The 24,564-nt window shown below is 64.9% G+C and carries 17 protein-coding genes; 8 read left to right on the top strand and 9 right to left on the bottom strand.

The window, feature by feature from the left end; translation table 11 throughout:
• Positions 1 to 90 precede the first annotated feature (90 nt).
• Positions 91 to 1,521 carry a CCA tRNA nucleotidyltransferase gene (locus ACQFZP_RS10440; protein WP_211891245.1) on the bottom strand — a complete coding sequence of 477 codons (1,431 nt, stop codon included), beginning with the start codon at positions 1,519 to 1,521 and terminating at the stop codon, positions 91 to 93.
• A 92-nt stretch (positions 1,522 to 1,613) separates the two neighbouring features.
• Here ACQFZP_RS10440 and ACQFZP_RS10435 point away from each other — a divergent pair, with 92 nt between their 5' ends.
• The 7 genes from ACQFZP_RS10435 (at position 1,614) to ACQFZP_RS10405 (ending at position 10,541) form a co-directional block, all read left to right on the top strand.
• Positions 1,614 to 4,037 carry a DUF6049 family protein gene (locus ACQFZP_RS10435; RefSeq protein WP_211891244.1) on the top strand — a complete coding sequence of 808 codons (2,424 nt, stop codon included), beginning with the start codon at positions 1,614 to 1,616 and terminating at the stop codon, positions 4,035 to 4,037.
• A gap of 2 nt (positions 4,038 to 4,039) precedes the next feature.
• Positions 4,040 to 6,127 (top strand): murein biosynthesis integral membrane protein MurJ, encoded by a 2,088-nt coding sequence (gene murJ / locus ACQFZP_RS10430; protein WP_211891243.1) that lies wholly within the window; start codon positions 4,040 to 4,042, stop codon positions 6,125 to 6,127.
• Positions 6,128 to 6,198: 71 nt separating this feature from the next.
• Positions 6,199 to 7,191: a thioredoxin-disulfide reductase gene (trxB, locus tag ACQFZP_RS10425; protein ID WP_211891242.1), complete on the top strand. Its 993-nt coding sequence runs from the start codon at positions 6,199 to 6,201 to the stop codon at positions 7,189 to 7,191.
• 91 nt (positions 7,192 to 7,282) lie between these two features.
• Complete coding sequence (gene trxA, locus ACQFZP_RS10420) at positions 7,283 to 7,606, top strand: thioredoxin (RefSeq protein WP_104244011.1); 324 nt, start codon at positions 7,283 to 7,285, stop codon at positions 7,604 to 7,606.
• Positions 7,607 to 7,630: 24 nt separating this feature from the next.
• Positions 7,631 to 8,116, top strand: a complete 486-nt coding sequence (ybaK, locus tag ACQFZP_RS10415) for a Cys-tRNA(Pro) deacylase (RefSeq protein ID WP_211891241.1) — start codon at positions 7,631 to 7,633, stop codon at positions 8,114 to 8,116.
• Positions 8,117 to 8,220: 104 nt separating this feature from the next.
• On the top strand, positions 8,221 to 9,543 hold the full coding sequence (locus ACQFZP_RS10410; RefSeq protein ID WP_179555489.1) for a PLP-dependent aminotransferase family protein: 1,323 nt from the start codon (positions 8,221 to 8,223) through the stop codon (positions 9,541 to 9,543).
• Between the two features lie 35 nt (positions 9,544 to 9,578).
• Positions 9,579 to 10,541 carry a D-alanine--D-alanine ligase family protein gene (locus ACQFZP_RS10405; protein ID WP_104310782.1) on the top strand — a complete coding sequence of 321 codons (963 nt, stop codon included), beginning with the start codon at positions 9,579 to 9,581 and terminating at the stop codon, positions 10,539 to 10,541.
• A gap of 98 nt (positions 10,542 to 10,639) precedes the next feature.
• Here the strand turns inward: ACQFZP_RS10405 and ACQFZP_RS10400 are convergent, their stop codons facing one another.
• The 8 genes from ACQFZP_RS10400 to rpmH form a co-directional block, all read right to left on the bottom strand.
• Entirely contained in the window at positions 10,640 to 11,815 is a 1,176-nt protein-coding gene (locus ACQFZP_RS10400; protein WP_307852830.1) for a ParB/RepB/Spo0J family partition protein, read from the bottom strand.
• A 284-nt stretch (positions 11,816 to 12,099) separates the two neighbouring features.
• On the bottom strand, positions 12,100 to 13,023 hold the full coding sequence (locus ACQFZP_RS10395) for a ParA family protein (protein ID WP_179555487.1): 924 nt from the start codon (positions 13,021 to 13,023) through the stop codon (positions 12,100 to 12,102).
• 6,248 nt (positions 13,024 to 19,271) lie between these two features.
• A complete protein-coding gene (gene rsmG, locus ACQFZP_RS10390) occupies positions 19,272 to 19,910 on the bottom strand; it encodes a 16S rRNA (guanine(527)-N(7))-methyltransferase RsmG (protein ID WP_104310784.1) in 639 nt (212 codons plus the stop codon).
• Positions 19,911 to 20,188: 278 nt separating this feature from the next.
• Complete coding sequence (locus ACQFZP_RS10385) at positions 20,189 to 20,698, bottom strand: protein jag (RefSeq protein ID WP_104310785.1); 510 nt, start codon at positions 20,696 to 20,698, stop codon at positions 20,189 to 20,191.
• Positions 20,699 to 20,747: 49 nt separating this feature from the next.
• A complete protein-coding gene (yidC, locus tag ACQFZP_RS10380) occupies positions 20,748 to 21,758 on the bottom strand; it encodes a membrane protein insertase YidC (RefSeq protein ID WP_104310786.1) in 1,011 nt (336 codons plus the stop codon).
• 21 nt (positions 21,759 to 21,779) lie between these two features.
• On the bottom strand, positions 21,780 to 22,046 hold the full coding sequence (yidD, locus tag ACQFZP_RS10375) for a membrane protein insertion efficiency factor YidD (RefSeq protein WP_374100766.1): 267 nt from the start codon (positions 22,044 to 22,046) through the stop codon (positions 21,780 to 21,782).
• Positions 22,047 to 22,087: 41 nt separating this feature from the next.
• Positions 22,088 to 22,543, bottom strand: coding sequence for a ribonuclease P protein component (gene rnpA, locus ACQFZP_RS10370; protein WP_258067908.1), 456 nt, complete (start codon positions 22,541 to 22,543; stop codon positions 22,088 to 22,090).
• Positions 22,482 to 22,619: a 50S ribosomal protein L34 gene (rpmH, locus tag ACQFZP_RS10365; protein WP_068484134.1), complete on the bottom strand. Its 138-nt coding sequence runs from the start codon at positions 22,617 to 22,619 to the stop codon at positions 22,482 to 22,484. The genes rnpA and rpmH overlap by 62 nt, the downstream gene beginning before the upstream one ends.
• A gap of 378 nt (positions 22,620 to 22,997) precedes the next feature.
• Here rpmH and dnaA point away from each other — a divergent pair, with 378 nt between their 5' ends.
• Positions 22,998 to 24,506 carry a chromosomal replication initiator protein DnaA gene (gene dnaA, locus ACQFZP_RS10360; protein WP_104310789.1) on the top strand — a complete coding sequence of 503 codons (1,509 nt, stop codon included), beginning with the start codon at positions 22,998 to 23,000 and terminating at the stop codon, positions 24,504 to 24,506.
• Positions 24,507 to 24,564: the final 58 nt, after the last annotated feature.

The following is a 24,564-nucleotide window of genomic DNA, read 5'->3' as shown; positions in this document are numbered from 1 at the left end:
CGCACGCGAACGGCCCCCTCTTCGGAGGGGGCCGTTCTGCGTTCACTCGGCTGACCGGACGCGCCGTCTTCCCCAGCGGCCGGGATGCACCTACGGGCGGTTCGCTTCCCACCAGTCGAGGAGGCGCTGCTTCGCATCGTCGTGCTCGAGCGGGCCCTCATCGAGTCGAACCTCGAGCATGTGCTTGTAGGCCTTCCCCACGACCGGGCCGGGCGCGATCTCGAGGATCGCCATGATCTGCTCGCCATCCAGGCTGGGCCGCACCGAGTCGAGCTCTTCCTTCTCCTGCAGCTCCAGGATGCGCCGCTCGAGGTCGTCGATCGCGAAGAGCAGGCGGTCTGACTTCCGCTGGTTGCGAGTCGTGATGTCGGCGCGGATGAGGATGAGGAGACGCTGCAGCTCCGGGCCGGCATCCCGTGCGAAGCGACGCACGGCCGAGTCCGTCCATCCGGCGCCCTCGTAGTTGAAGACCCGCATGTGGAGTTCCACGAGGCGCGAGACCGACTTCATCGTGTCGTTGTCGAAGCGCAGCGAGGTGAGGCGCTTGCGCGCGAGCTTCGCTCCGACGACGTCGTGGTTGTAGAAGGTGACCTTGCGGTTCTCCCCGAAGCGGCGCGTCTTGGGCTTCCCGATGTCGTGCAGCAGTGCCGCGAGGCGGAGGACGATGTCGGCGTCGGCACCGGGATTGCGCTCGCGCTCGAGTGCGATGGCCTGCTCGAGCACCGTGATCGAGTGCTCGTAGACATCCTTGTGGCGGTGCGCGTCGTCGCGCTCGAGCTGCAGGGCGGGGAGCTCTGGCAGCACGAGTTCGGCAAGTCCCGTCTCGACGAAAAGCTCGAGACCCGCGCGAGGCGTGTCGGTCTTGAGCAGCTTCACGAGTTCGTCTCTGACCCGCTCGGCGGAGATGTCGAGGATGCGTCGCCGCAGTTCGACGATCGCGTCGAAGGAGGCGATGTCGAGCTGGAAGCCCAGCTGCGAGGTGAACCGCACGGCTCTGAGCATGCGCAGCGGATCGTCGCCGAAGGAGACTGCTGCCTCGATGGGCGTGCGCAGCGTCGCCTCCATGAGGTCCTTCGTGCCGTCGGAGGGGTCCACGAGCGTGAGGGCGGGCAGCTGCAGCGCGAGCGCGTTGACAGTGAAGTCGCGGCGGTGCAGGTCACCCTCGATCGTGTCCCCGAACGCGACCACCGGCTTGCGGGACGTGCCGTCGTAGCTGTCGGCCCGGTAGGTCGTGATCTCGACCGTCTCGCCCGAGAACCGGGCGCCGATCGTGCCGAACTCGCGGCCGATGTCCCAGTGCGCATCCGCGATGGGCGCGACAATGCGCAGGATGTCGTCGGGGCGCGCGTCGGTCGTGAAGTCGAGGTCGGTGACCTCCCTCCCGAGGAAGGCGTCGCGGACTGGCCCACCCACGAGGGCCAGCTCGAATCCGGCCGCCTCGAAGGCGGCGGCGAGCTCGGCGACGGGCGACGCGGTCGCGAGTCCGCGAAGGCGTTCCATGGCGGACTGCACGTTTTGCATCCGCTCATTCTACGAGCCGAGGCGGATGCTCGCCGTGCGCTTGAGGGCGCGTTCAGCTCGCCACTTCCCCGTCCGTCCTTACTATGGAGGTCATGGACCACGCACCGCGCGCAGCTGTGCCACGGTTCCTGCGTGCCTGTGCACGCCGGGTTGTCCCTGCGACGCTCCTGGCGTCGCTGCTGGCGCTCGGGGTCGCCGGGGGCGCGTCAGCAGCACCCACGAGCCAGCCCGCAGCGGCCACGACGAGCGTCGCCACCGTCGGGAATGCGGTGGTCGGGACGGCCGCGGTCGAGCCGCGGGCGATCGCCGATGCCCCGGACGACCAGGTATCGATCTATGCCGCGCCCGCTGACGGCGGGCTCGTGCAGCCGGGCGGACCGCTGGTCGTCGAGCTGGTCGTCGTCAACAAGACCGACGCGGAGCTCGCACCGGCCCAGCTCGAGCTGTCCGTCGGCTCCTCCACGATCGACACGAGGTTCGCCCTGGATGCGTGGAGCGAGTCGAGCAGTGAGGCTGAGCTCGACCGTCTTGCCCTCGTCGCAAGCCTCGGCTCCGGTCCGATCGCCGCAGGTGAGACCACCACCGTGAGCGTCTCGGTTCCCGCTGATGGCCTCCCCTTCGAGGCAGCTGACGACTTCGGTCCGCGACCCATGGCGGCGACGCTCGTGAGCGGCGACTCGAAGCTCGCGCAGGCTCGTTCGACGATCGTGCTCAACGGGACTGCGGCCGTGGAACCGACCCTCGTCTCAACCGTTGTCCCCATCACCTCCGGGCTGCTCGCCGACGCCGACGAACCGCTGCTCGGCGTCGACACCCTCCTCGAGCAGACGGCGCCAGGGGGGCGCCTCGACGAGATCCTGAGCGCCGTCGAGGCCAGCCCGAACGCGACCGTTGCCATCGATCCGCGTCTCCTCGCATCCATCCGCGTCCTCGGCTCGGCCGCGCCAGAGTCGGCGATCAGCTGGCTGGACCGCCTGACCGCGCTGAAGAATCAGACGTTCGAGCTGCCGTTCGCTGACGCGAGCCTCACGCTCCAGTCGCAGTGGGGTGCACAGCAGCCGCTCGAGGTCACGAACTTCGACTTCGCCATCGACCCCGCGAACTTCGCCGACCCGGCAGACACCGCGACGCCGACGCCGACCCCCACGGCGACGGAGACGACCGACACGGGCACCACCACCCCCTCGGAGGACGGCGACGCCGACACGTCGAACGGCGTCGATGCATCCGCCACCCCGGAGGCCACGGACGCGGAATCGCCCACCGCATCCCCCACTGAGGAACCCGAGCCCCTCGCGCCTCCGCTCCCCACCGCCGAGAGCCTCGTGAGCTTCCCCTACTCCATGAGCGGAGTCGTCTGGCCGCAGGCGGGCACGGTCCAGTCGACCGACCTCGACAAGTTCCGCGGCTGGGGTGGCGAGTCGATCATCCTGGACGACACCAACGCGGGGATGAGCGCCGACGCGGACTTCACGGAGAGCGCCCAGGCCACCGTCGCGGGGTGGAACGCGGTCGTCGCCGAGAAGATCCTCGACGACGCGTTCGACGACGCAGTGCACGCGACGACCGACGAGGAGTGGAACGAGGCGGCGACCCGCATCGCGACGCTGCTCGCCGTCGTCACGCGCGAGCTCCCCTACGAGCCGCGAACGCTGGTCGGCACCGTCACACGCGACGAGTTCGACGGCGAGCGCCTCGCGCAGACGCTGCAGTTCGTGGATGGACTCAGCTGGGCCGCCACGACACCCCTGACGTTCCCCGGAGACGACGACACCGATCGCCGCGAGGCCTCGCTCATCGACGGAAGCGTGGGCGAGACCGCGTTCAACCGGATGACCGGGGTCATGCAGACCATCGAGCGCGCCCAGGTCATCTCGACGATCTTCGACGACCCGCTCGACTACAGCGACCCGGTCCGCACGGCAGGCGTCGGGGCCCTGTCCACCGGGTGGGCGAATGACCCGGCAGGGGCCCAGACGGTGGTGAGCAGTCTTCGCGACTACGTGACGGTCACCGAGTCCTCGGTGCAACTCGGCGACACGAGCGAGGCGCTCATCGTCGGCCGTGACACCGAGCTGCCGCTCTTCGTGTCGAACGCGGTCCCGAACCGCAAGGTGACCGTGCTCGTCGAACTCAGGCCAACCACAGGCGCGGTCGAGACCGGTGACGCCGTGGCCCTGTCGATCGAGCCGAACTCCATGTCCCGCGTCGGCATCCCGATCACAGCCATCGCCAACGGCACCACCTACGTCACCGTCAACGTCATGACGCCCGAGGGCGAGCCACTCGCCTCGACGAAGCAGATCCGACTGGATGTGCGCGCCGAGTGGGAGAGCATCGCCATCCTCATCGCGAGCATCGGCCTCGCCGTCCTCTTCATCGCCGGCCTCGTGCGCACCATCCGACGGCGGCGCGCGGCGGTGGCCGGGGATTCCTCGGACGACGACACCGGGGCAGGACCGGACGCTGGCGTCGAAACGGATACCGTCGACGCGACCGAGAGCACCAAGGAGTAAGCATGGCTCAGGGCATCGCTCGGGCGAGCGCGCTCCTGGCATCCGGCACCATGGTGTCGCGCGTGCTGGGCTTCGTGAAGGCCATCGTCATCGCGCAGACCATCGGCGTCATCGGCGTCTCCGCCGACGCGTTCGCCGGCGCGAACCAGCTGCCGAGCAACATCTACTCGATCATCTCGGTCGGCCTCCTCAACGCCGTCATCGTGCCGCAGGTCGTGAAGGCGGCCAGGCACGAGGATGGCGGCCAGCTGTACGTCAATCGACTCGTCACGCTGGCCATGGTGCTGCTCGGCGGGCTGACCATCCTCGCGACCGTGGGCGCCCCCATCATCGGCGCGCTCTACGGCGCGAGCCTCAGCTCGGAGCAGCTCGGCCTCCTCGTGGCCTTCGCCTACTGGTGCATGCCGCAGATCTTCTTCTACGGCATGTACGCGGTGCTCGGCGAGATCCTCAACGCCCGCGGCCTCTTCGGACCGTTCGCGTGGGCACCCGTCATCAACAACGTCGTCGGCATCGCGGGACTGCTGCTCTTCAGCTCCGTCTTCGGCGCCGACCCGACGGGTACCGGGCGCAACATCGACTCGTGGGATCCGACGATGATCGCCATGCTCGGCGGCACCGCGACGCTCGGCGTCGCCATGCAGACCATCGTGCTGCTGTTCTTCTGGCGTCGCGCAGGGCTCCGCTTCGGCCTCGACTTCCAGTTCCGCGGCACGGGGCTCGGCCAGGTCGGCAAGCTCGCCGGGTGGACCCTCGGGATGCTGCTGGTCATGCAGCTCGCGGGGCTCGTCGAGACGATCGTCGCGTACCTCGCATCCGGTGAGAACGCGTCGATCGCAGCCATGCAGAACGCGTTCCTCATCTTCGCGCTCCCGCACGCCGTCGTCGCCGTCTCGATCGCCACGGCCTTCTTCACCCGCATGAGCGCTGCGATCAGCGACGGACGGCCGAAGGACTTCATCCGCGACCTCTCTGAAGGTTCGCGCCTCATCGGCATGTTCCTGCTGTTCTCCGGGTTCGGCCTCGCCCTCGTCGCCGTGCCCTTCGCGCGGATCTTCGCGACGACGGATGCCGGCATCAACTCGATCGCGGCGATCCTCATCGCCTTCCTGGTCGGCCTCATCCCGTTCAGCGGGCTGTTCATCGTGCAGCGTGCGTTCTACGCGCTCGAGGACACCAAGACGGTGTTCTTCGTGTTCCTGTTCACGGTTCCGCTGCACATCTTCGGCATGGCGCTCGCCGCCATCGGCCCTGTCGAGTTCATCGTCGTCGGGCTCGCCCTCATGCAGTCGATCATGTCGACGCTGCGACTCGCGATCCTCCTCGTCATCCTCAGGAAGCGGATGGGGCAGCTCGACTTCGCGAACATCACCCGCTCCTACGTGCGCTTCACGGTCGCGGCCATCGCCGCCTCCATCCCGGCGCTGATCGTCATGGTCCTGCTCGGCACGTTCCAGGAGGACGGCTTCCCTCGCTCCGGAATCTTCCAGGCCCTGATCTCCTGCGCCATCGGCGCCGGCACCATGGCCCTCTTCTACTTCCCGCTGCTCTGGGTCCTCAAGTCGCCGGAGTTCCGCGGCTTCGCCGGACCACTGCTGGCCCGCTTCGGCGTCAAGACCGGTGGCCCCTCGAGTGCCGCACGCCGCGACGACGAGGACGGCGAGCTCGACGCGGACATCCTCGCAACGTTCCCCGACACGGTGGCCGTCTCAGGCAACGACGCTGCACCGACGCCGTGGAACCTCGCGTCTGAAGACGTGGAACCGGACATCGCCGAGGAGCGCCGTCAGGCCGAGGAGCAGGAAGAGCGCGAAGAGCGCGTCAACGCCGCCTCGTGGGCGTTCGGCGGCGCGACCGAGGACCTCTCGACCGCGGGCATCATCCTGCCCATGCACTCGCGCACGACCGAGATCCCGAAGGTCGGTCGCATGGAGCCGCCGCGCACGCGTCGCGAACGCCGTGAGGAGGAGCGCCGCGCGGTGATCGAGCTGGCAGCCCGCCGTGAAGAGGAAGCCCGGCTCGCCCGCGAAGCGCGGAACAGCGCCGATGACGACGATGGGCGCGGTTCACCACCTCGTCCGAAGGAATAGTCGCTAGTCTCAACGCGTTTGCCTGTATGTCGAGCCGCGATTCCCGCGGTTCGAAGAAGCGTGGAGGACTCATGCGGAACGTCATCATCATCGGCTCCGGCCCCGCGGGCTACACCGCCGCCATCTACGCGGCGCGCGCAGGCCTGAAGCCGGTTGTCATCACCTCGAGCGTCGAGGTCGGCGGCGAGCTCATGAACACGACCGACGTCGAGAACTTCCCCGGCTTCCCCGAGGGCATCATGGGGCCCGAGCTCATGGAGCGCATGCAGGCGCAGGCCGAGCGCTTCGGCGCCGAGCTCGTCTACGACGACGTCACGTCCGTCGAGCTCGACGGCGACGTCAAGCGTGTCTCCACGTCGTACAGCGGGGACTTCGAAGCCCGCACCATCATCATCTCCACCGGATCCGCGTACCGGAAGCTCGGCCTCGATGCCGAAGCTCGCCTCTCCGGCCGCGGCGTCTCCTGGTGCGCGACCTGCGATGGCGCGTTCTTCAAGGACCAGCACATCGCCGTCGTCGGCGGCGGCGACTCGGCCATGGAGGAGGCGACGTTCCTGACGCGCTTCGCGAGCAAGGTCACGATCATCCACCGCTCCGAGAACCTGCGCGCGTCGGTCATCATGCGCGAGCGCGCGGAGCACAACCCGAAGATCGACTGGATGCTCAACTCCCGCATCGAAGACATCGCCGGCGAGACCAGCGTCGAGGGTGCGAGCGTGCTCAACACCGCGACCAACGAACGCACCGAGCTGCCGGTGACCGGCGTGTTCGTCGCCATCGGCAACGACCCGCGCATCGACCTGTTCAGGAACATCCTCGACATCACCGACGAGGGCACCATCTGGGTCGACGGCCGCTCCTCGCGCACCAGCATCCCCGGCGTCTTCGCGGCCGGCGACGTCATCGACCCGCACTACCGCCAGGCCATCACTGCCGCGGGGTCCGGCACGGTCGCAGCGTTGGACGCCGAGGCATACCTCGCGGCGCAGCCCGAGCCCTTCGCGGAAGAATCCGAGGAGCAGGCTGCAGCAGCGGTCACCGAGAACGAGACCGTCATCGTCTGACCCGCCTGGTGCCGCATCCGCTCAATCCGAGCAGGCACTCCGCGCCGAACACCATCCACCACGAAGCACGACAACTCCCACGGAGGTACCAATGTCAGAACCGATCGTCGCCACCACGGCGAACTTCGACCAGATCGTGGCAGACGCCCCAGGTCCCGTCATCGTCGACTTCTGGGCGCCCTGGTGCGGCCCGTGCCGTCAGGTCGCGCCGGTGCTCGACCAGATGAGCGAAGCCCACGAGAACCTCTCCATCGTCAAGGTGAACGTCGATGACGAGCCCGACCTGGCCATGAAGTTCCGCATCACGAGCATCCCCGCCCTCAAGCTGTTCTCGAACGGCGAGGTCGTCAAGGAGGTCGTCGGCGCGTACCCGCGCGCGGCCCTCGAGAAGCAGTTCGCCGACTACCTGGGCTAAGCCTCAGAGCTAGGTCACGCAGACATGGCGCGAGCGCCCATCACCCCCGCGACGAAGGCGCTCGACGCAGCCGGGGTCGAGCACGTGGTCCACAGCTACGTGCACGACCCCGGCGTATCTGCGTTCGGGGCGGAGGCCGCCGAGAAGCTCGGCGTCGACGAGTCACGCGTCTTCAAGACACTCGTCGTGCAGCTGGATGACAAGCAGCTCGCGGTTGCCGTCGTCCCCGTCAGCGGCTCCCTCGACGTGCGCGCTCTGGCCCAGGCGGCCGGATGCAAGCGCGCGGCCCTCGCGGACACGGCGCTCGCCGAGAAGCGCACCGGGTACGTGCGGGGCGGTATCAGCCCGTTCGGGCAACGGATGCGCCTGGCCACCTACCTCGACGACTCCGCCTTCGCGTACCCGACGATCTTCGTGTCCGGCGGTCGACGCGGCCTCGACATCGAGGTCGCCCCCAGCGCCCTCCTGCACGTGTTGGACGGGCAGCGCGCGCCGATCGCTCGCGACTGACCCCGGACACGGGAGGGCCGTGCAGTCCACTTCCTGCATGCGGTTCGCGAAGGAACTCTCCACTCGGGCGTATCCTGGGATTTCGACTCTCGCGAAGGAACCCCGTGACGCATCCAGGAGACGTCGGCCCGCAGACAGGCCGCAACCTTGACCCGTGGTACACCAGCTACGCCGACCGCACCGCCGGTCTGGCCGCCAGCGAGGTCCGAGCCCTCTTCGCCGTCGCCTCCCGCCCCGAGGTCGTCTCCCTCGCAGGCGGCATGCCGTTCGTGCAGGCGCTCCCCGAGGAGCTCATCCACTCCGCCTTCACCACGATGATGCGGGAGCACGGCTCCGAGGCGCTGCAGTACGGCGGCGGACAGGGCATCCCCGAGGTGCGAGAGCAGATCCTGCAGGTCATGAGCCTCGAGGGCATCAACGACGCCTCCGCGGATGACGTCGTCACGACGACCGGCTCGCAGCACGCACTCGACCTCGTGTCGAAGCTCTTCCTCAACCCGGGCGACGTCGTCCTCACGGAGGCGCCCAGCTACGTCGGCGCGCTCGGAACGTTCAAGTCGTATCAGGCAGACGTGGCGCAGGTCACGATCGACGAAGACGGGCTCATCCCCGAGGCCCTCGAGGAGAACATCGCGCGTCTTCGAGCCGACGGCAGAACCATCAAGTTCCTCTACACCGTCGCGAACTACAACAACCCGGCCGGCGTGACCATGAGCCTCGAGCGCCGCATCCGCGTGCTCGAGATCTGCAAGCGCGAGCACATCCTGATCCTCGAGGACAACCCGTACGGGCTCTTGTACTTCGACAAGCCGGGCCTTCCCGCGCTGCGCTCGATGGACGCCGAGAACGTCATCTACCTCGGCTCATTCTCGAAGATCCTCTCGCCCGGCCTGCGCGTCGGCTGGGCCCTCGCGCCACACGCCATCCGCGAGAAGCTGATCCTGGCGGTCGAGGCTTCGATCCTCTCCCCGTCGACCTTCAACCAGTGGGTCGTCACGGAGTACCTGCGGCAGAGCGACTGGCAACAGCAGATCGAGGGCTACCGCGCTGTCTACCGCGAACGCCGCGATGTGATGGACCGGGCTCTGCACGAGCACCTGCCCCAGCTCAGCTGGACGAAGCCGGACGGTGGCTTCTTCGTGTGGGTGCGCCTTCCCGAGCAGCTCGACTCGAAGCAGATGCTGCCCCGCGCCGTCAAAGAGCTCGTCGCCTACACGCCCGGAACCGCGTTCTACGCCGACGGCCGCGGCCGCCACGAGATGCGCCTCTCGTTCTGCTACCCCACGCCCGAACGCATCAAGGTAGGCGTGCGACGTCTCGCCAACGTGATCAACGGCGAGCTCGACCTCGTCGAGACGTTCGGCACGTCGGCGCGACGCGGGCCGGACGAGGACCGCGTCAACATGCCCCCGCCGAACATCTCCTGACCGCGGCATCTGACTCTCCTACGAAGGGAACCCCATTGAGCATCGAGGGCCTGCACGTCGTCATCCTCTCCGGCGGCATCTCGCACGAGCGAGACGTGTCGCTGCGCTCCGGCAGGCGAGTCGCGGATGCGCTCAGTCGAGCGGGTGCGGACGTCACCATCCGCGAGCCCGACGCGTCGCTGCTGGGTTTTCTCGAGGAGACGAAGCCTGATGTCGTGTGGCCGCTGCTGCACGGCTCCAGCGGTGAGAACGGCGCGCTCTACTCCCTGCTCCGCGCGGGCCGCTTCCCGTACGTCGGGTCGCGTCCGACGTCCGCGCGTCTCGCCTGGAACAAGGCGACAGCCAAGGCGATCGCGAAGCGCGCTGGCCTGGCCACGCCGCCTTCGATCGTGCTCGAGAACAGCACGTTCCGGGAACTCGGTGCCGAGGCCGTGATGCGCCTCATCGCCCGCGGTATCGAGCTGCCGGCCGTCGTGAAGCCCGTCGAGGGCGGCTCCGCACAGGGGGTCACCTCGGTGGCCTCGTTCGAGGAGCTCCCGCAGGCGCTCGTCACCGCGTTCACCTACGACGACACCGTCATCATCGAGAAGCGCATCGAGGGCCGTGAGGTGATGGTCGGCGTGCTCGACCTGGATGGCGAGCCGCTCGCACTCCCCGCGGTCGAGGTCGTCGCCAACAACGGCGTGTACGACTACGAGGCGCGCTACAACGCCGGCGAGACGACCTACTACGCGCCGGCCAGGCTCTCCGACGACGAGGCCGCGCGCGTCAGTGACGCCGCGCTCCTCGCGATCGCGAGCATCGGGCTGTCGGACATCGCCCGTGCAGACTTCATCGTCGACGAAGCCGGTGTTGTGTGGTTCCTCGAGGCCGACCCCATTCCTGGCCTCACTGAGACCTCGATCGTGCCGCTCGGCATCGAAGCGGACGACTCGGAGTTGAGCGCCATCTACGCCCAGCTGGCTGCCGCAGCTGCCGGGCGCGGGCCGCTCGAGTAGCTCCACACCAAGCCTCGAATGACGAAGCGGGTGGATGCGCCTTCCGGCCCATCCACCCGCTTCGTCGCGCGGAGTTCTCAGCGCTTCATGCGGCTCGGCTACTTTCCGGGTGCCGATTCGCCGAGTTCTTCGAGGATGCGGTTGAGATCGGCGATCGAGGCGAAGTCGACGACGATCTGACCCTTGGTGCGGCGGAGCGTGACCTTGACGCGGGTGTTGAGCCGGTCGCCGAGCTGCTCGCCGATCTCGTCGAGGTACCCGGTGAGACCGCTGCGTGGCTCCTTGTGGATGGGTGCCTGCGTGTCGGCCTTGGCGCTGCTGGACTTCGCTGCGGCTGCCTCGGCGGATCGAACGCTGAGGTCTTCGTTGACGATCTTGTCGGCGAGCTGCTGCATCGCCGCGGGTTCCCCGGCGCTGAGGATCGCGCGTGCGTGACCGGCGGAGAGGACTCCGGCCGCGACACGACGCTGCACTTCCAGCGGGAGGCGCAGGAGGCGCAGCGTGTTGCTGATCTGTGGACGCGAACGGCCGATGCGTTCGGCGAGCACCTCTTGGGTGATCCCGAAGTCGTTGAGGAGCTGCTGGTACGCGGATGCTTCTTCGAGCGGGTTGAGCTGACTGCGGTGCAGGTTCTCGAGAAGCGCGTCACGCAGCATGACGTCGTCTTCCGTGTTCCGGATGACGGCGGGGATGCTCTCCAGGCCTGCCGCCTTCGTCGCGCGCAGGCGACGCTCGCCCATGATGAGCTCGTAGTCGGCCTCATCGCGCAGTGGATGGTCGGCAGGGATGGGACGCACGACGATCGGCTGGAGCACACCGAACTCCCGAACCGACGTGATGAGCTCCTGGAGAGCATCTTCGTCGAACTCCGTGCGGGGCTGGTGCGCGTTCGGAACGATGCGGTTCGGATCCAGAGCGCGCAGGGTGGCGCCCGGGATCTCAACCAGACCGTCGGAGTCCTCGTCTCCGGTTGAGTCTTCCGAGCCCTGGCTCTCGCCACTCGCAGCTGTCGCAGCTGTCGCCGCTGTAGCGGCGGTTTCGGTTGTTCCGGCCTCAAGCCCGGCTGAATCGTTGTTCGTCGATTCAGTGGTCTCCGCTCGTGTGGTTGTCTCGTTCGTTTCTGCAGCTACGGCCGCCTCGTTGGCATCTGGCTTCGCGGTGGTGCGTGCTTTCGACGATGCTGCTGTCGTCCTTCTTGCCGGCGCCTTATCTGCCGATGCCTTCTCTGCCGTTGCCTTCTTCGCGGCACCGCTCTTCGCCGTTGCGGCGTCCACTGCGGGCACCTTTGCTCGGCTCGCGCGTGCAGGTGCCGCCCGCTTGGGTGCGTTGGCCGTGGACTTCTCCGACGCGGGGGCCGCCTTCGAGGTGTCTTCCGAGGCTCCGTCTGCCTTCGGTGAAGACTCTGCTGGATTGGTGCGTGACGATGCAGTCGTCGGGTACGCCGGTGTCTCGCTGTCGAAGAACACGTCTGAAGGGCGCGAGGCGCCTCTATCGGAGGTCGGGATGAGAGCGCCGATGCCTCGTCCCAGTCCGGTGCGTTTCTTGGTTGCCATGGTGGTTATGCTCCTCGCTGGGCGATTTCGACGGCCGCTTCGAGATACGCGATCGCGCCGGTCGAGGTTGGTTCGTGGGAAATGATGGTCTTGCCGAAGCTCGGGGCCTCGGAGATTCGCACAGTGCGCGGGATCGCGACCTTGAGCGTTTCTTGTGGGAAGTGCTCGCGAACGTCGGCGGCGACCTCCTGGGAGAGGTTGGTTCGCCCGTCGTACATCGTCAGCAGGATCGTCGTGAGCCGCAGCTGCGGGTTGAGGTCCTGCGAGAGGAGGTTGAGGTTCGAGATCAGCTGCCCGAGCCCCTCGAGGGCGTAGTACTCGCACTGGATGGGGATGAGTACCTCCCGAGCGGCGACGAATGCGTTGATCGTCAGCAACCCGAGGGAGGGAGGGCAGTCGATGAAGATGTAGTGGAACTCTTCCTCGGTACCGGTGGTCTCGTCGAGGAGCGCCGCGATGGCCTGTCGCAGGCGGTAGTCGCGCTTGTCGAGGTTGACGAGCTCGATCTCTGCGCCCGCGAGATCGAGTGTGGCCGGGACGCACCACAGCGTGTCGATGTCAGGGCACTGCTGCATCAGCTCACGCAGTGGCTCACCGTCGAGGAGCGCTTCGTACGTGCCGGCGGTCTCTCCACGATGTTCGATGCCAAGGGCGGTGGAAGCGTTGCCCTGGGGGTCCAGGTCGATCACCAAGACCCGGGCACCGAGGGTAGCGAGAGCTGCGGCCAGATTGACGGCGGTCGTCGTCTTGCCCACGCCGCCTTTCTGGTTGGAGATCGTGAAGATCCGCGTGTGGTTGGGGAGGGGAACTTCCTTCTTGACCAGGCTTTTCCTCCGCTGGTTCAGCTCAGACAATGCTGTCGCGAGCGGCGAATCGTCGAGCCCCGACGCTGATGGCGTCACAGCGTCGCCGGCAGATGAAGCTTTCAAGAATGCTCTCCCTCAAGTAGACGTCTCAATTGTGCCTCACATCCGCAATGGAAACGCGGCGACGCTCAGAGTTGTGGAATCGTCGAGGCTGGTGGCGCGGCGCAAGTTTCACGTGAAACACGGCCCATACTTCAACTTCAGCCACAGGGTTGACTTGTTGGGCTGTCCGTCCTGGGCAGCAGGGTGGCGTTCCCGCGCAGAGACATGGAGATTGGGGCCGGACCCGCCGAACCGAGCTGACTACTCACTGGAGGTCGTTGATCTGCAGGGACAGTCTTTCCCGTGGGCCTTCGATGCACTTAATCCCTGCCGCGTGCACATGCATCGCCGGTCTTTCAGGATTCAACGCAAGGCGCACGGCTCTCATTGGACCAAGGACTGCAACCGACGGCAGCAAGAATTGAAGCGCTGGTCCCGTGTTCTCATGCTCGTTTCACGTGAAACGTGAGGTATCCCGTGCGAGTGGCTGAAGCACACTTCTCCGCTTGTAGCGACGCGAAGTCCTATGGGGAGATTGTTTTGCGGGTACGAGTGCGTCTGCACCAATTGATCGATCCAACGAGGTCTCACGACTGTCACGAAAGACAACCTCCGAGCTGAACTGAACAGGTCGGGTACTCTCTCTTTCCGCGAGAGGGACGCCTCACTCGACGCAGGCCAATGAGGACTCGGACTGTGGAGCCGGGGCGGGGTTGCGGCTCTCCGGACCGCCATCCCCAGCCTGGGCAGGTGGGGCGCCTCGGATCACGGTGTACCTCGGCACCCTGGCGCACGCTCCGGAGTTTCACGTGAAACACGCGTGCGACTGCGTGCTGACTGAGGGGGTCTAATCCCTACGACTCAATCCGCCGGGGTTGCGTGATCGGGGGCAGAGCCCTGCGCTCTCCATACGCAAACCCTCTGCCCTATCCGCGCTTCGCGTCTATTCAAGTCGGAGGCAGAAACTTCGGTACGCCACGGCTCCACCGTTGTCCCGCCTGTGCTGAACGATCCGTACAGTCCAGCGTTCCACGTGAAACCTCTGGTTATAGGTCCCCGCGGTTCGCGGTTCGCCGACTCTCTACCATTGGCCACACGTGCAATACAGGCCGGCTCAAACATGATCCCGACCAAATCGATGACACGGCGAGAGACGCCACAGCCGACCCGACGACAGGCTGTGACTGTGCCCCGGCACCTTGACGGACCCGGTGAGCTGACCGAGGCCCCGGGCCCCGGCCTGCCCGACACAGGGCATGCCCTGATCAACCAAACGCTTCCTGAGCTAGATTCACGTTTGCTCCTCTCACATGTGGCGACCGTCAGACGCCGAGTCGTGCGGCCGGTTGTTGCACCACGGCCGCGCCAACTCAAGCCCTCTGTGCTTGTTGAGGAGAATCGACGACCCTACTGGCCGCAGCACTCTGAGCACAGAATACGTCCCGGGTCTCTCTGCTGTTCCGCTGCCGGACGTTGGCGTGAGCCACCTGGTGAGCCACCTAGAGCTCATTCAGGACTGGGGTGGAATGGGTCGCAGGTTCTAAGCTGGCCCGGCACCAACCTCGTACCCAGATGAGAACGACGAAGCCTAGGTGTGAGTGGACTACTCAAAGAGCCCTGTCTCGCTTCGCCAACAAACGGACCAGCGCGACTCAGTTCCACGTGAAACATGTCGAGCTTCCCCCTATGGAGTCCTGCGTTAGGTGATGCTCGTGGTCAGTCGCCGACGAGGCCCGGTCCATGTCTCCGAATAGCGCGCGCAGATATTTCGCGTGCCCGGCCGCTAGCTCCCGTATCTGCGTACCGCAAAGCCGAACCTCCGCGCTGTGGCACGAACAAAGGTGTCGACCGCAATCACGCGCAGCCTTCCGGGCTCACCCCATCAGTGCTCTCATAGGACTCCGGTGCTTTTGCGGGTCCCTTTCGTGTTCCAGTTTCACTCTCTCACTGACGCATACGTAACGTTGTCGTCTTCTCACTGAGCGAGCCGCATTCGCACAATATCCATCCGCGAGATCTCACCGGCGGCGGGTGTGGTCATTCGGCGATTGCCGCGTCGAGTGCAACAGTCGATCAACTCGGCATTTCTCCCTTCCCATCCCCTCCTAGAGGCAGGCCCGTACGCACGACCTCGGCCTCGTCGGGCACTTGACGGAGCCGGAAGCGGGAAACACAGCGCGAGCTAGCCGGGCTGCCCTGCCTTGTGCCGAGCCATGCCGCCAGTTCCGAGGCCTGAACCAAGCGCCGCGGCCGGGAGCGGCGCACGACGCCAGTCTCCTGGCGCGCCAAGGTCGCCACAGGGAGCCACGTGGGGGCTGCCTGTCTGTTGCTGCGTGATACCTGTCTGTTGCTACGTGATACCTGACGGTTGAGGCGTCGCGGCGAGTGGAGGGTGCCGTGAGGCAGGAAGAATGAGGCGATGTGGGGGCGGACCGGCCTTTCAGAGCCACAGGGTGAGGGGTGAGCCCTCTTCCCACGAACTACCCACCGCTGCGCTGCCTCGGTTCGGGAGGAAGTCCCGTACCAATCACCCATCTCGCCACTGTCACCAGTGTCCCGGGATATGCAGGCCCCGCAGGCCAGCAGGGTAAGCAGACCAAGCACAGGAGGCCCGACAAGGTGGCTAGACACCGACAGGCCTGTCGGTGTTCGATCTTGGCCCGCGTGGATTCTGGATCTGTTTCACGTGGAACCCGGTGCTTGCTCTCACACGTCGGGACTAAACGCCAAGGCAGTGCCCCGTTCATAAGTAGAGCCTCGGGTGCAGCATGCTGAACCCGAGTCTTGTTCTACGCAATACGTGATCCGACCGACCGACACGAGGCTGGTCTGGGCTGCCGTTTCACGTGAAACGAGCACATGGGACGCGGGCCCCGGACATGGCCATGCGTGTGGGCCTCGCTGCTTCAGACTAAACGCGACCAGAATGTCCATCCTCGCCGTGCTGTAACTGGTCGTTCCACGTGAAACAGAATCGCACATCGTTTCCGCGATGAGCGTGCGAGATCTTTGCTCCTAGAGAGGCGAGACCACCTCATCTCCTCCGCACCCAACCTCGTCGTTCCACGTGAAACGAACAGTGCTTTACCATTTGGCAGGTTCCCAAGCTAGTCGTTCCACGTGAAACGGAACCATGCATTGTCTCTGTAGTGAGTGTAGGAGCTCGTCGTTCCACGTGAAACCGGAACTGGCCTACTGATTGGCAGGGGCCGGAGCTAGTCGCCCTACCTGAAACGGAAGCGCGGCACAGGCCTCCGACGTGACAGCCTTTCGCGCGAAGCGAGTCGTTCCACGTGAAGTTAGGCATGCCCGTTCTCTCGGTATTCACTCGAGCTGGTCGTTCCGCGTGAACAGAACTGAAGCGATCCTCGGCGTTGACCTCGTCATCCCGCACGAAGCGAGTCGTTCCACGTGAAACGAAAGTTGCTGGCTGGCGAGGAATTGGGCCGCGGAGACTGGCTCGGTGTCTGTCTTCGATCAGCCCGACTGCGCCGCGCTACAGCGCCGTAGATGAGATCCTCGTCATCGCTCACGAGCCTTCGCGAGCAGATTCGGTTGGTTGAGGGCACCGTGCTCATCTGTTTACGGGCCGCGACGCGCAGGACGTATATCGCCCGTGGAGATCGCTCCCCTGGGAATGGGGTGGTGATGGAGACCCGTCCAACGAGCAGTCGGCTCGGGCCCAACGCCACACAATTCGGACCGCACGGCGCGCAGCTCGCACCAAATGCCTCACAGCGCACAGCAGCGCTACAACGCCACAGTCTTGCCGCTCACCGGCGACCAGTTACGTCTCGCAGCTCTCGGCCTGGCGCCTCGAGATACTGGCATAGGGGCACGGGCACGGGCTGTGGAGATGAGGTCAGGGATGGCGGTGGGGCAGTGACCGCAGTGTTGCTCGCCGCACACACTACGCCGGCCAGGACGGTTAGAACACGGAGGGAGCCGGAGTGGGCGCCTGGAGGATCTTGCAGCGCTCTGTCCGTTGTTTGACCCTGGGACTGCACGTTGTGCCTTCCGTCAAGCCGTCGCAACATTGCAGATCGCCCAGATCACTCTGCTCGAGACACGCGATTTGACAATCCACTGCCTGGCCAGCACCAAGGACGGACGCCGGCGCTCATCCCAGCGGCACCGAGCACCGAGGCTCACGTGGTTCCACCACTCCAACACAGGAAGCAGGCCAGACCGAGATTCAGTAGCCTCATAAGGCGACCATGCCTTCGTAGTCATGCCGTGTCTCGATCTGTCTAACCCGGCCGGTGCGTAGTCCAGCCCTGGCCAGGGCAGGCCCAGCGCCAGATCCGTCTAGCCTTTGAGACCTAAGGGGAGCCGCTGGGATGAGACCTAACCCCAAGCGCTCGATGACCTGTAGGTTCCAGGCGAGAGTTGCACTCACCCCGTCACTGCCCCCTCGATCGAATGTTCGTCGACTCCGTACTCCGTTCCCATCCTCCGGCCGTTAGGTCAGTTCGGGAATCCACGAACAGCTCGCGCAATTTGAGTCCCCACTCGCGGGCTCCGTTTCGTCAGCGGACTACATCGACGGCGGGATTCAACCGGTAGAGACGGTTTCGACATCCCTGTAAACGGTCTCACCGCTTGAACTGAGTAGTCGGACGGGCGGGCTGCACGAGCACTAGCCCCTAACGACGGTGTTGTCTTCCGGGACCAGACAGGTTTCCCAATGTGAACCAGGTCACTGAACTGGATCGGCCTGGGAGCCCGTTGCGAGATCCAGAGGTGGGCACCTCGTTTCACGTGAAACAGTTTGGCTCGGCAGCGCACGCCGTTGGTGGTTTGCGTTGTAAATTGCACAGCGGCCCAGATGCGCCGCGCGGGAGTCCGTCCGATCAACCCCTGGAGAGCCTGTAGTGCGGGGCGGGAAGCTAGCAACGACCAAGCCGCCGGACCATCGGTGGGACGAGTGCGGCTGGCCTCATCCACGACCGATCCGTACGGTCGATCTCGCACTTCGCACGGGAGAGTAGACCCTGGTGGGGTGCGCCCAATCCACTCTCTCTATTCTGAGTGCGAACACTGCCCAAGGGAGCATGTTTCACGTGGAACAACTCACGTGGCACAGCTCACGTACGAGATTCAGCCCAGTACTCCGCTAGTCGCCGGGATTGCCTGTTCATGCCTCGTTCCACGTGAAACCCTTCGAGTCCAGCCAGTCTTCGACACGGTCGACTCATACATGCGCGAGCTGTTGCATATCCCGGGCACGACAAGAGGCTTGCATAGGCCATTTCCTACAGGGCTCGTGCAGGACCCGGCTCGACCATGACCGGGCCTTGTTAGCTACACGACCGTGCGGCCAATAGGCACACGGTTCCACGTGAAACAACCTCGTGCGGAGAACCGAGCCTAGCGCGAACGCGACGGCCAAGAGACCCTCGGGCCTCGGGCCTTCGCGCGCAGCTTGACACCCGCGCTCATGATGTCCCGAGCCGCCGGCTCGCTAGGGTGTCTGCATATGCACCACGTGCCGCCTCTGTCGGCCATCCATCCATCCCGCCGCGAACGAGCACGTCCCTGACCCTCACGAGAAGCGTCGTGGATTAGTACCTCTCGAAGGTTCATACCTCCCGAAGTCGCGTGCAGGCGGCCATCCTTGCACCTGGGCAGACGGACGTTCACGTCCAGGCCCACGAGAGACTGGCGGAGTCAAAATCAAGAGCGGCCGGCTTCAGATCCCTACTGAAGTCACGCCTTGTGAGTTTGGAGAGGAGATGGACCCTCCCTCTGCGCGACAGGGCAACGCTCAGAGTCCGACGCTGTTGCGCAGCGAGAACCTAGTGCGAGTATCGGCAAGCCCCGCCACTTGCGTTCTCCACCCGACCTCGGGTTTTCTGGATCGAAACGTCGAGACCATTGATCGTTACCGGCCCCGGAGTTCTCATCTGCTCCTTTCCTGAGGCAAGGTGCCGAGAAGTCCAGGCGCAAGGCCCAGTCTGGCGATACGCACTTCAGGAAACGAACCTAACCAGCCTGTTTCACGTGAAACGAGTGCAGAAGCCACCGAGCTCGTCCCAAACCGGCGTCAGGACACAGGAAAGCATGTCTTGCTGCCGAAACCGCGGTCGTAGTCTGCGTTCGAGCACGACACTCTTCAGAACGCCGCCGATCATCCAAATATCAGTCGATCTGGGTGCATTCAAACTTCTGAGCTGCATCGAAGGAATGGTGCGATCCAGCGAGGCAGCACCTTGAATCGAGAATGATCGATACAGGTCCCGATTTCAGACAAACGCGAAGCGATAGTCCTAGTCGACCGTTGCGCGGATGACCCGTGTGGCCTCAGTGTCGAGGTTCTCGCCGAGCTCTTCAACGCGAACATCTGTCAGACCGAACTTTCGGATGGCCTTGCTGGCCTTCTCGATCTCAGCTTCAGCCGATCGCCCCTTGAGGAACACGAGCTCCCCGCCGGAGCGAACAAGAGGCACCGTGATCGGGATGAGTTTGCTCAGCGCAGATACGGCCCGCGCGGTCAGCTGATCGAAGGTGAACTCATCGTGCACTTCCTCAGCTCGCGCTCGACGCACCTGGACGTTCGTGAGAGTGAGGGCATCCACCTCACGCTGCAACCACTCCGTGCGCCGCTCCATGGGTTCGATCAACACGAAATTGACGTCAGGACGCGCGATGGCCAGCACGAGACCAGGGAGGCCGGCACCTGAACCGATGTCGCCGACGAGCCCGGGACGCAGCAAGGGAGCCATGAGAACCGAATTGATGATGTGCCGAGTCCAGAGGCGGGGGTACTCGAGCGGACCGACGAGGCCGAGCTGCTCCCCGTATTTCGCGAGGTCAGACGTGAACGCGCGAGCGAGTTCGATCCGGTCCTCAAACAGCACCTTCGCGATAGCCGGCTCGACCTCGAGTTCATTCGGGTGGTCAGTCATGGCGCGTGCCCCTCTCGCAACGTGGATGTCTCAAAGCACCGTAGATCGCGGCGCGCTCAGCTCGTGCCAGTTTGACACGATCCGATTCTTCACAGACCAACCGAAACGCAACCCGCGGCTTGCCTGTGGATAACTCTGTGCATAACATCGCATCCACAGCGCTCGAACCGAAAATCCGTAGGAAAGAGTAGCTGACCTGGCCTTTTACCCCGAGAGGCAATTCCAGTCCAATTCCCCAGACAATGGCCTGTGGAAACTACTGTGGATAACTCCGCGCGTCAGACCGAAGGTGCCGGGCGGATGACCGTGTGACGCTCGCGCGCTTCGCCTTCAGACTCAGACACATAGCCGCGCTCGGAGACGATGTCGTGAACGATCTTTCGTTCGTACGAGGACATCGGGGGCAGGGCCGCGGACGAGGCGCCCTCCTCGATGCGGGTGATCGCGCGGTCGACGAGCCCGGCCAGCTCGCCCCGTCGCGCATCGCGGGAACCGCCGATGTCGAGGATGAGTCTCGAGAATTCACCCGTCTCCGCCTGCACGGCGAGGCGAGTCAGGTGCTGCAGCGCATCCACCGTCTCCCCATCAGCCAGCTTCGACAGGTTCGACTCCCCGTCGGAGTTCACCGAGATGTAGGTGCGCGACTCACGAACCTCGATGTCGAGGTCACCATCTACATCACTGATGTCGAGCAGCTCTTCGAGGTAGTCGGCGGCGATGTCACCGTCGTCACGGGCATCCGACGTCTCTGCGTCAGCGGGGATGGCCTCGGAGGTTGCTTCAGTCATTCGGGTTCCTTAACACAGAGGGGACGAGGCGAGGCGAGGGGAGGGGAAGCTACTTCTTCGCGGGTGGGCTGCTCTTGCCAGAGGCTCCACCTGCGCCGGGCTTCCCGCCCGTTGCTTTCTTCTTGGCACGGTTCTTTGACACGGGCTGAGCGCGCTGTGCCGGCTGCTGCACGGGGGCTTCCACGATGACGTTGCCCTTGGAGTCCTTGCGCTCGGGCTCAACCCACTTGCCGCGAGCCTTCAGGCGCTCCTCACGAGCCTTCGCTGCCTCGGATCCGGGAGTAGGCATGTTGCGGATGATGATGTACTGCTGGCCCATGGTCCAGAAGTTCGAGATGAGCCAGTAGGTCATGACACCCAGCGGGAACATGACTCCGGACACGAGGAACGTGAGGGGCAGGATGTAGAGCAGCATCTGCTGCTGGCGGTACATCGGCGACTCCTTGGTCGCCTGCGACACGTTCTTCGAAGTGATCTGCTTCTGCGTGATGAACTGCGAGACCGTCATGACGACGACCATGACACCGGCGAGGATCTGGACGCCGACGTTGCCGTCGTTGTTGAGGAACGTCGCGCTCAGTGGAGCGCCCCAGATGTCCGCCTGCGAGAAGGACGTCGCGAGCTCCTGGTTCAGCGCACCGACACCCACCGTGTTGTGCTGCGCGCCGTTGAGCACCGAGAAGAGACCGAAGAAGATCGGCATCTGCACGAGCAGTGGCCAGCATCCCGCCATCGGGTTCGAGCCGGTTCGCTGGTAGACAGCCATGGTCTCGCGACGCATGGCCTCCATGGAGAACTGGTCACGCTTGCCCTTGTACTTGTCCTGGATCTTCTTGATCTCAGGAGCGACATCCATCATCGCGCGCTGGGACTTCACCTGCTTCACCATGAGCGGGATCATGGCGGAGCGGACGACGAGCACCAGGCCGAGGATGGCGAGGATCCACGTCCAACCATCAGTGCCGTTGAGACCGAGCGTCGTCCACAGCGTGTGGAAACCGACCAAGATGAGCTCGATGACCCATTTGATCGGCCACAAGATGGTTCCGAGGATATCCATGAGTGCGGTGACGTCTTTCTCTTAAGTCCCGCTAGTGCCCTGGACGACAAATCCGCGAGCAGTAGTGGTGGTGGTTCGGTGTTCTGGCTCGGGCACGTCGTCAATGCCTCCAGCAGCCCAGGGGTGGCAGCGAACGAGTCGTCGCCCGGTGAGGAAGCCGCCCCGGAGGACGCCATGAACCTGCACAGCCCTTAAAGAGTACGCGGAGCAGCTGGGGTGATACCGGCAGACGTCACCGTAGAGCGGTGAGATCACCAAGCGGTACGCGTTCAACAGTGCGATGACCACGTTCCTGGGAACGAGCGCGGCTCGTCGAAGGGCGCGCACGGTCACCTCCCGGACTTGGACGCACGAGCATCCGCGTCGCTGGGTGCAGCGATACGACGCACGCCTCGCAACGACCCGAATCTCGCGCGCTCGCGCAGATCATCGAACCCGAGTTCGGCCGCTTCCGGATGAACCCGATACACGATGTCGAAGCCAGAACCGACCTCAGGGAGCAGCTCTCTGGAGACCGCCTTGAGGCGCCGACGAATGCGATTGCGCACGACAGCCACACCTACCCGCTTCGAGACAATGAAGCCGAAGCGGGTAGGTGTGTCATCGTGTTCGCGCTCGCGCACGCTGACCGTGATTCCTCGAGCACCCACGCGAACGCCGCGTCGAACGATGGCTTGATAGTCATCGCCCTTCGTGACGCGGTTCGCGTAGGGAAGCAAGAAGCTACGCGGAAAGCTCGGTGCGACCCTTGCGGCGACGAGCCGAGAGGATGGCGCGACCCGCACGGGTGCGCATACGCAGGCGGAAGCCGTGGGTCTTCGCGCGACGGCGGTTGTTTGGCTGGAAAGTACGCTTCGACATGAGAACTCCGGAAGATACGACCCGATCGGCGGACGCCGTACGGATTTTTCACAAGTGCCCTACCGAAGGGCACAACTGCCTTAACCTACGTGACCCGCGCCCGGCAGTCAACTGACGCCAGAGGGCCAGCATTATGCTCACACCGGTGCCCGGCAAGTGCGCGACATGCCGAATCCTCGCAAAGCGATTGGCGCGCGTGGCGATCCAGCGTAGGCTGGCCCCCTACCTCCGCGAGTTATGCACAGGCTCCCGCCTGTTTGTCCACAGAAGTTGTGGATATCTCGCCGGGTAGATCACAATGACTTGCGCACCAGTGCCACACGGCCGGTGCGTTGACCATGCTGCGAGCGCGCAGCCAAGAAGACGCGGTCCGCAGAGATGCGGTCTCGTGAAGTACAGAGGGACGGGGGGAGTGCTTCGGTGACCGACCCCGTTTCAGAGACGTGGCACACGCTGCTCTCCACACTTCGCGAAGATGATCGAGTCCCTGCTTCCCTGCTCGGGTTCCTCGGACTGGTCGAAGCCAAGGGCGTCATGAGCGGCGCGCTGCTGCTCGAGGTCCCCAACGACATGACCCGCACGATGATCGAGACTCGTGCGCGCGTGCCCATGCTCGCTGCGATCGCGGAACTCGGCGAGCCGGAGATCAAGACCTTCGCGGTTCTCGTCAACCCGGATGCGGCTCCGCGAGCTTCGGTCAGTGACCCGCTCGCCTCGCACGATTACATCGAGGTCGCTCCGCCGCGGGCCGCGCCCACCCCGACCAGCTCGGTGAACGTCGTCGAAGCAGAATCCGTCGGTCATCATTCGTCCTCAGATCAAGGCGCGCGCACGCAGCCGGACCCTGAATCGCGGCTCAACCCGCGGTACACGTTCGACAACTACATCATCGGTGGGTCGAACCGATTCGCGCACGCGGCTGCCGTCGCCGTCGCTGAAGCGCCGGCACGTTCGTACAACCCGCTGTTCGTGTACGGCGGCTCTGGGCTCGGCAAGACGCACATGCTCCACGCCATCGGCAACTACGCCGAATCGATCTACCCGGGCATCCAGGTCAGGTACGTCTCGAGCGAAGAGTTCACCAACGACTTCATCAACTCGATCGCGAACAACCGGACGCAGTCGTTCCAGGCGCGCTACCGCGACAACGACATCCTGCTGATCGACGACATCCAGTTCCTCCAGGGCAAGGATTCGACGCAGGAAGCGTTCTTCCACACGTTCAACACCCTGCACGAGCACAACAAGCAGGTCGTCATCACGAGCGACCTCCCACCGAAGCAGCTGACAGGGTTCGAAGACCGGATGCGCTCCCGATTCGAGTGGGGCCTCATCACCGATGTGCAGTCGCCCGACCTCGAGACGCGCATCGCGATCCTCCGGAAGAAGTCGCAGGTCGACAACCTGCTGATCCCGGACGATGCGCTCGAGTTCATCGCGGCACGGGTCTCCTCGAGCATCCGTGAGTTGGAGGGCACGCTCATCAGAGTCACCGCCTACGCCAACCTCAATGGCGAGAAGGTCGACCTGGCGCTGGTCTCCACAGTGCTGAAGGACCTGGTGTCCGATCAGGACACGGGCATCGTTTCTCCCGTGGACATCATCAATCGGACGGCTGCGTACTTCCAGCTGACGGTGGACGACCTCTACGGATCCTCCCGATCGCAGGCGATCGCCACGAGCCGGCAGATCGCCATGTACATCTGCAGGGAGATGACGAACCTGTCTCTCCCCAAGATCGGGCAGCTGTTCGGGGGGCGCGACCACACGACGGTGATGTACGCGCACCGCAAGATCACGAAGCTCATGACCGAGCGCCGCGACGTCTACAACCAGGTCACGGAGCTCACCGCGCGCATCCGCCAGAACGGAAACGGACGCTCCTGAGCGCCCTCCAGCTCCGCATCACGGGCCCTCGGGCACGGATGCGGAGTTTTTCTTGCCC

The sequence above is a fragment of the Pseudoclavibacter sp. Marseille-Q434 genome, assembly GCF_050315415.1.
Taxonomy (GTDB): Bacteria; Actinomycetota; Actinomycetes; order Actinomycetales; family Microbacteriaceae; genus Pseudoclavibacter.
The sequence above is the reverse complement of the archived record's forward strand: the minus strand, read 5'-3'. Positions and strand labels throughout refer to the sequence as shown.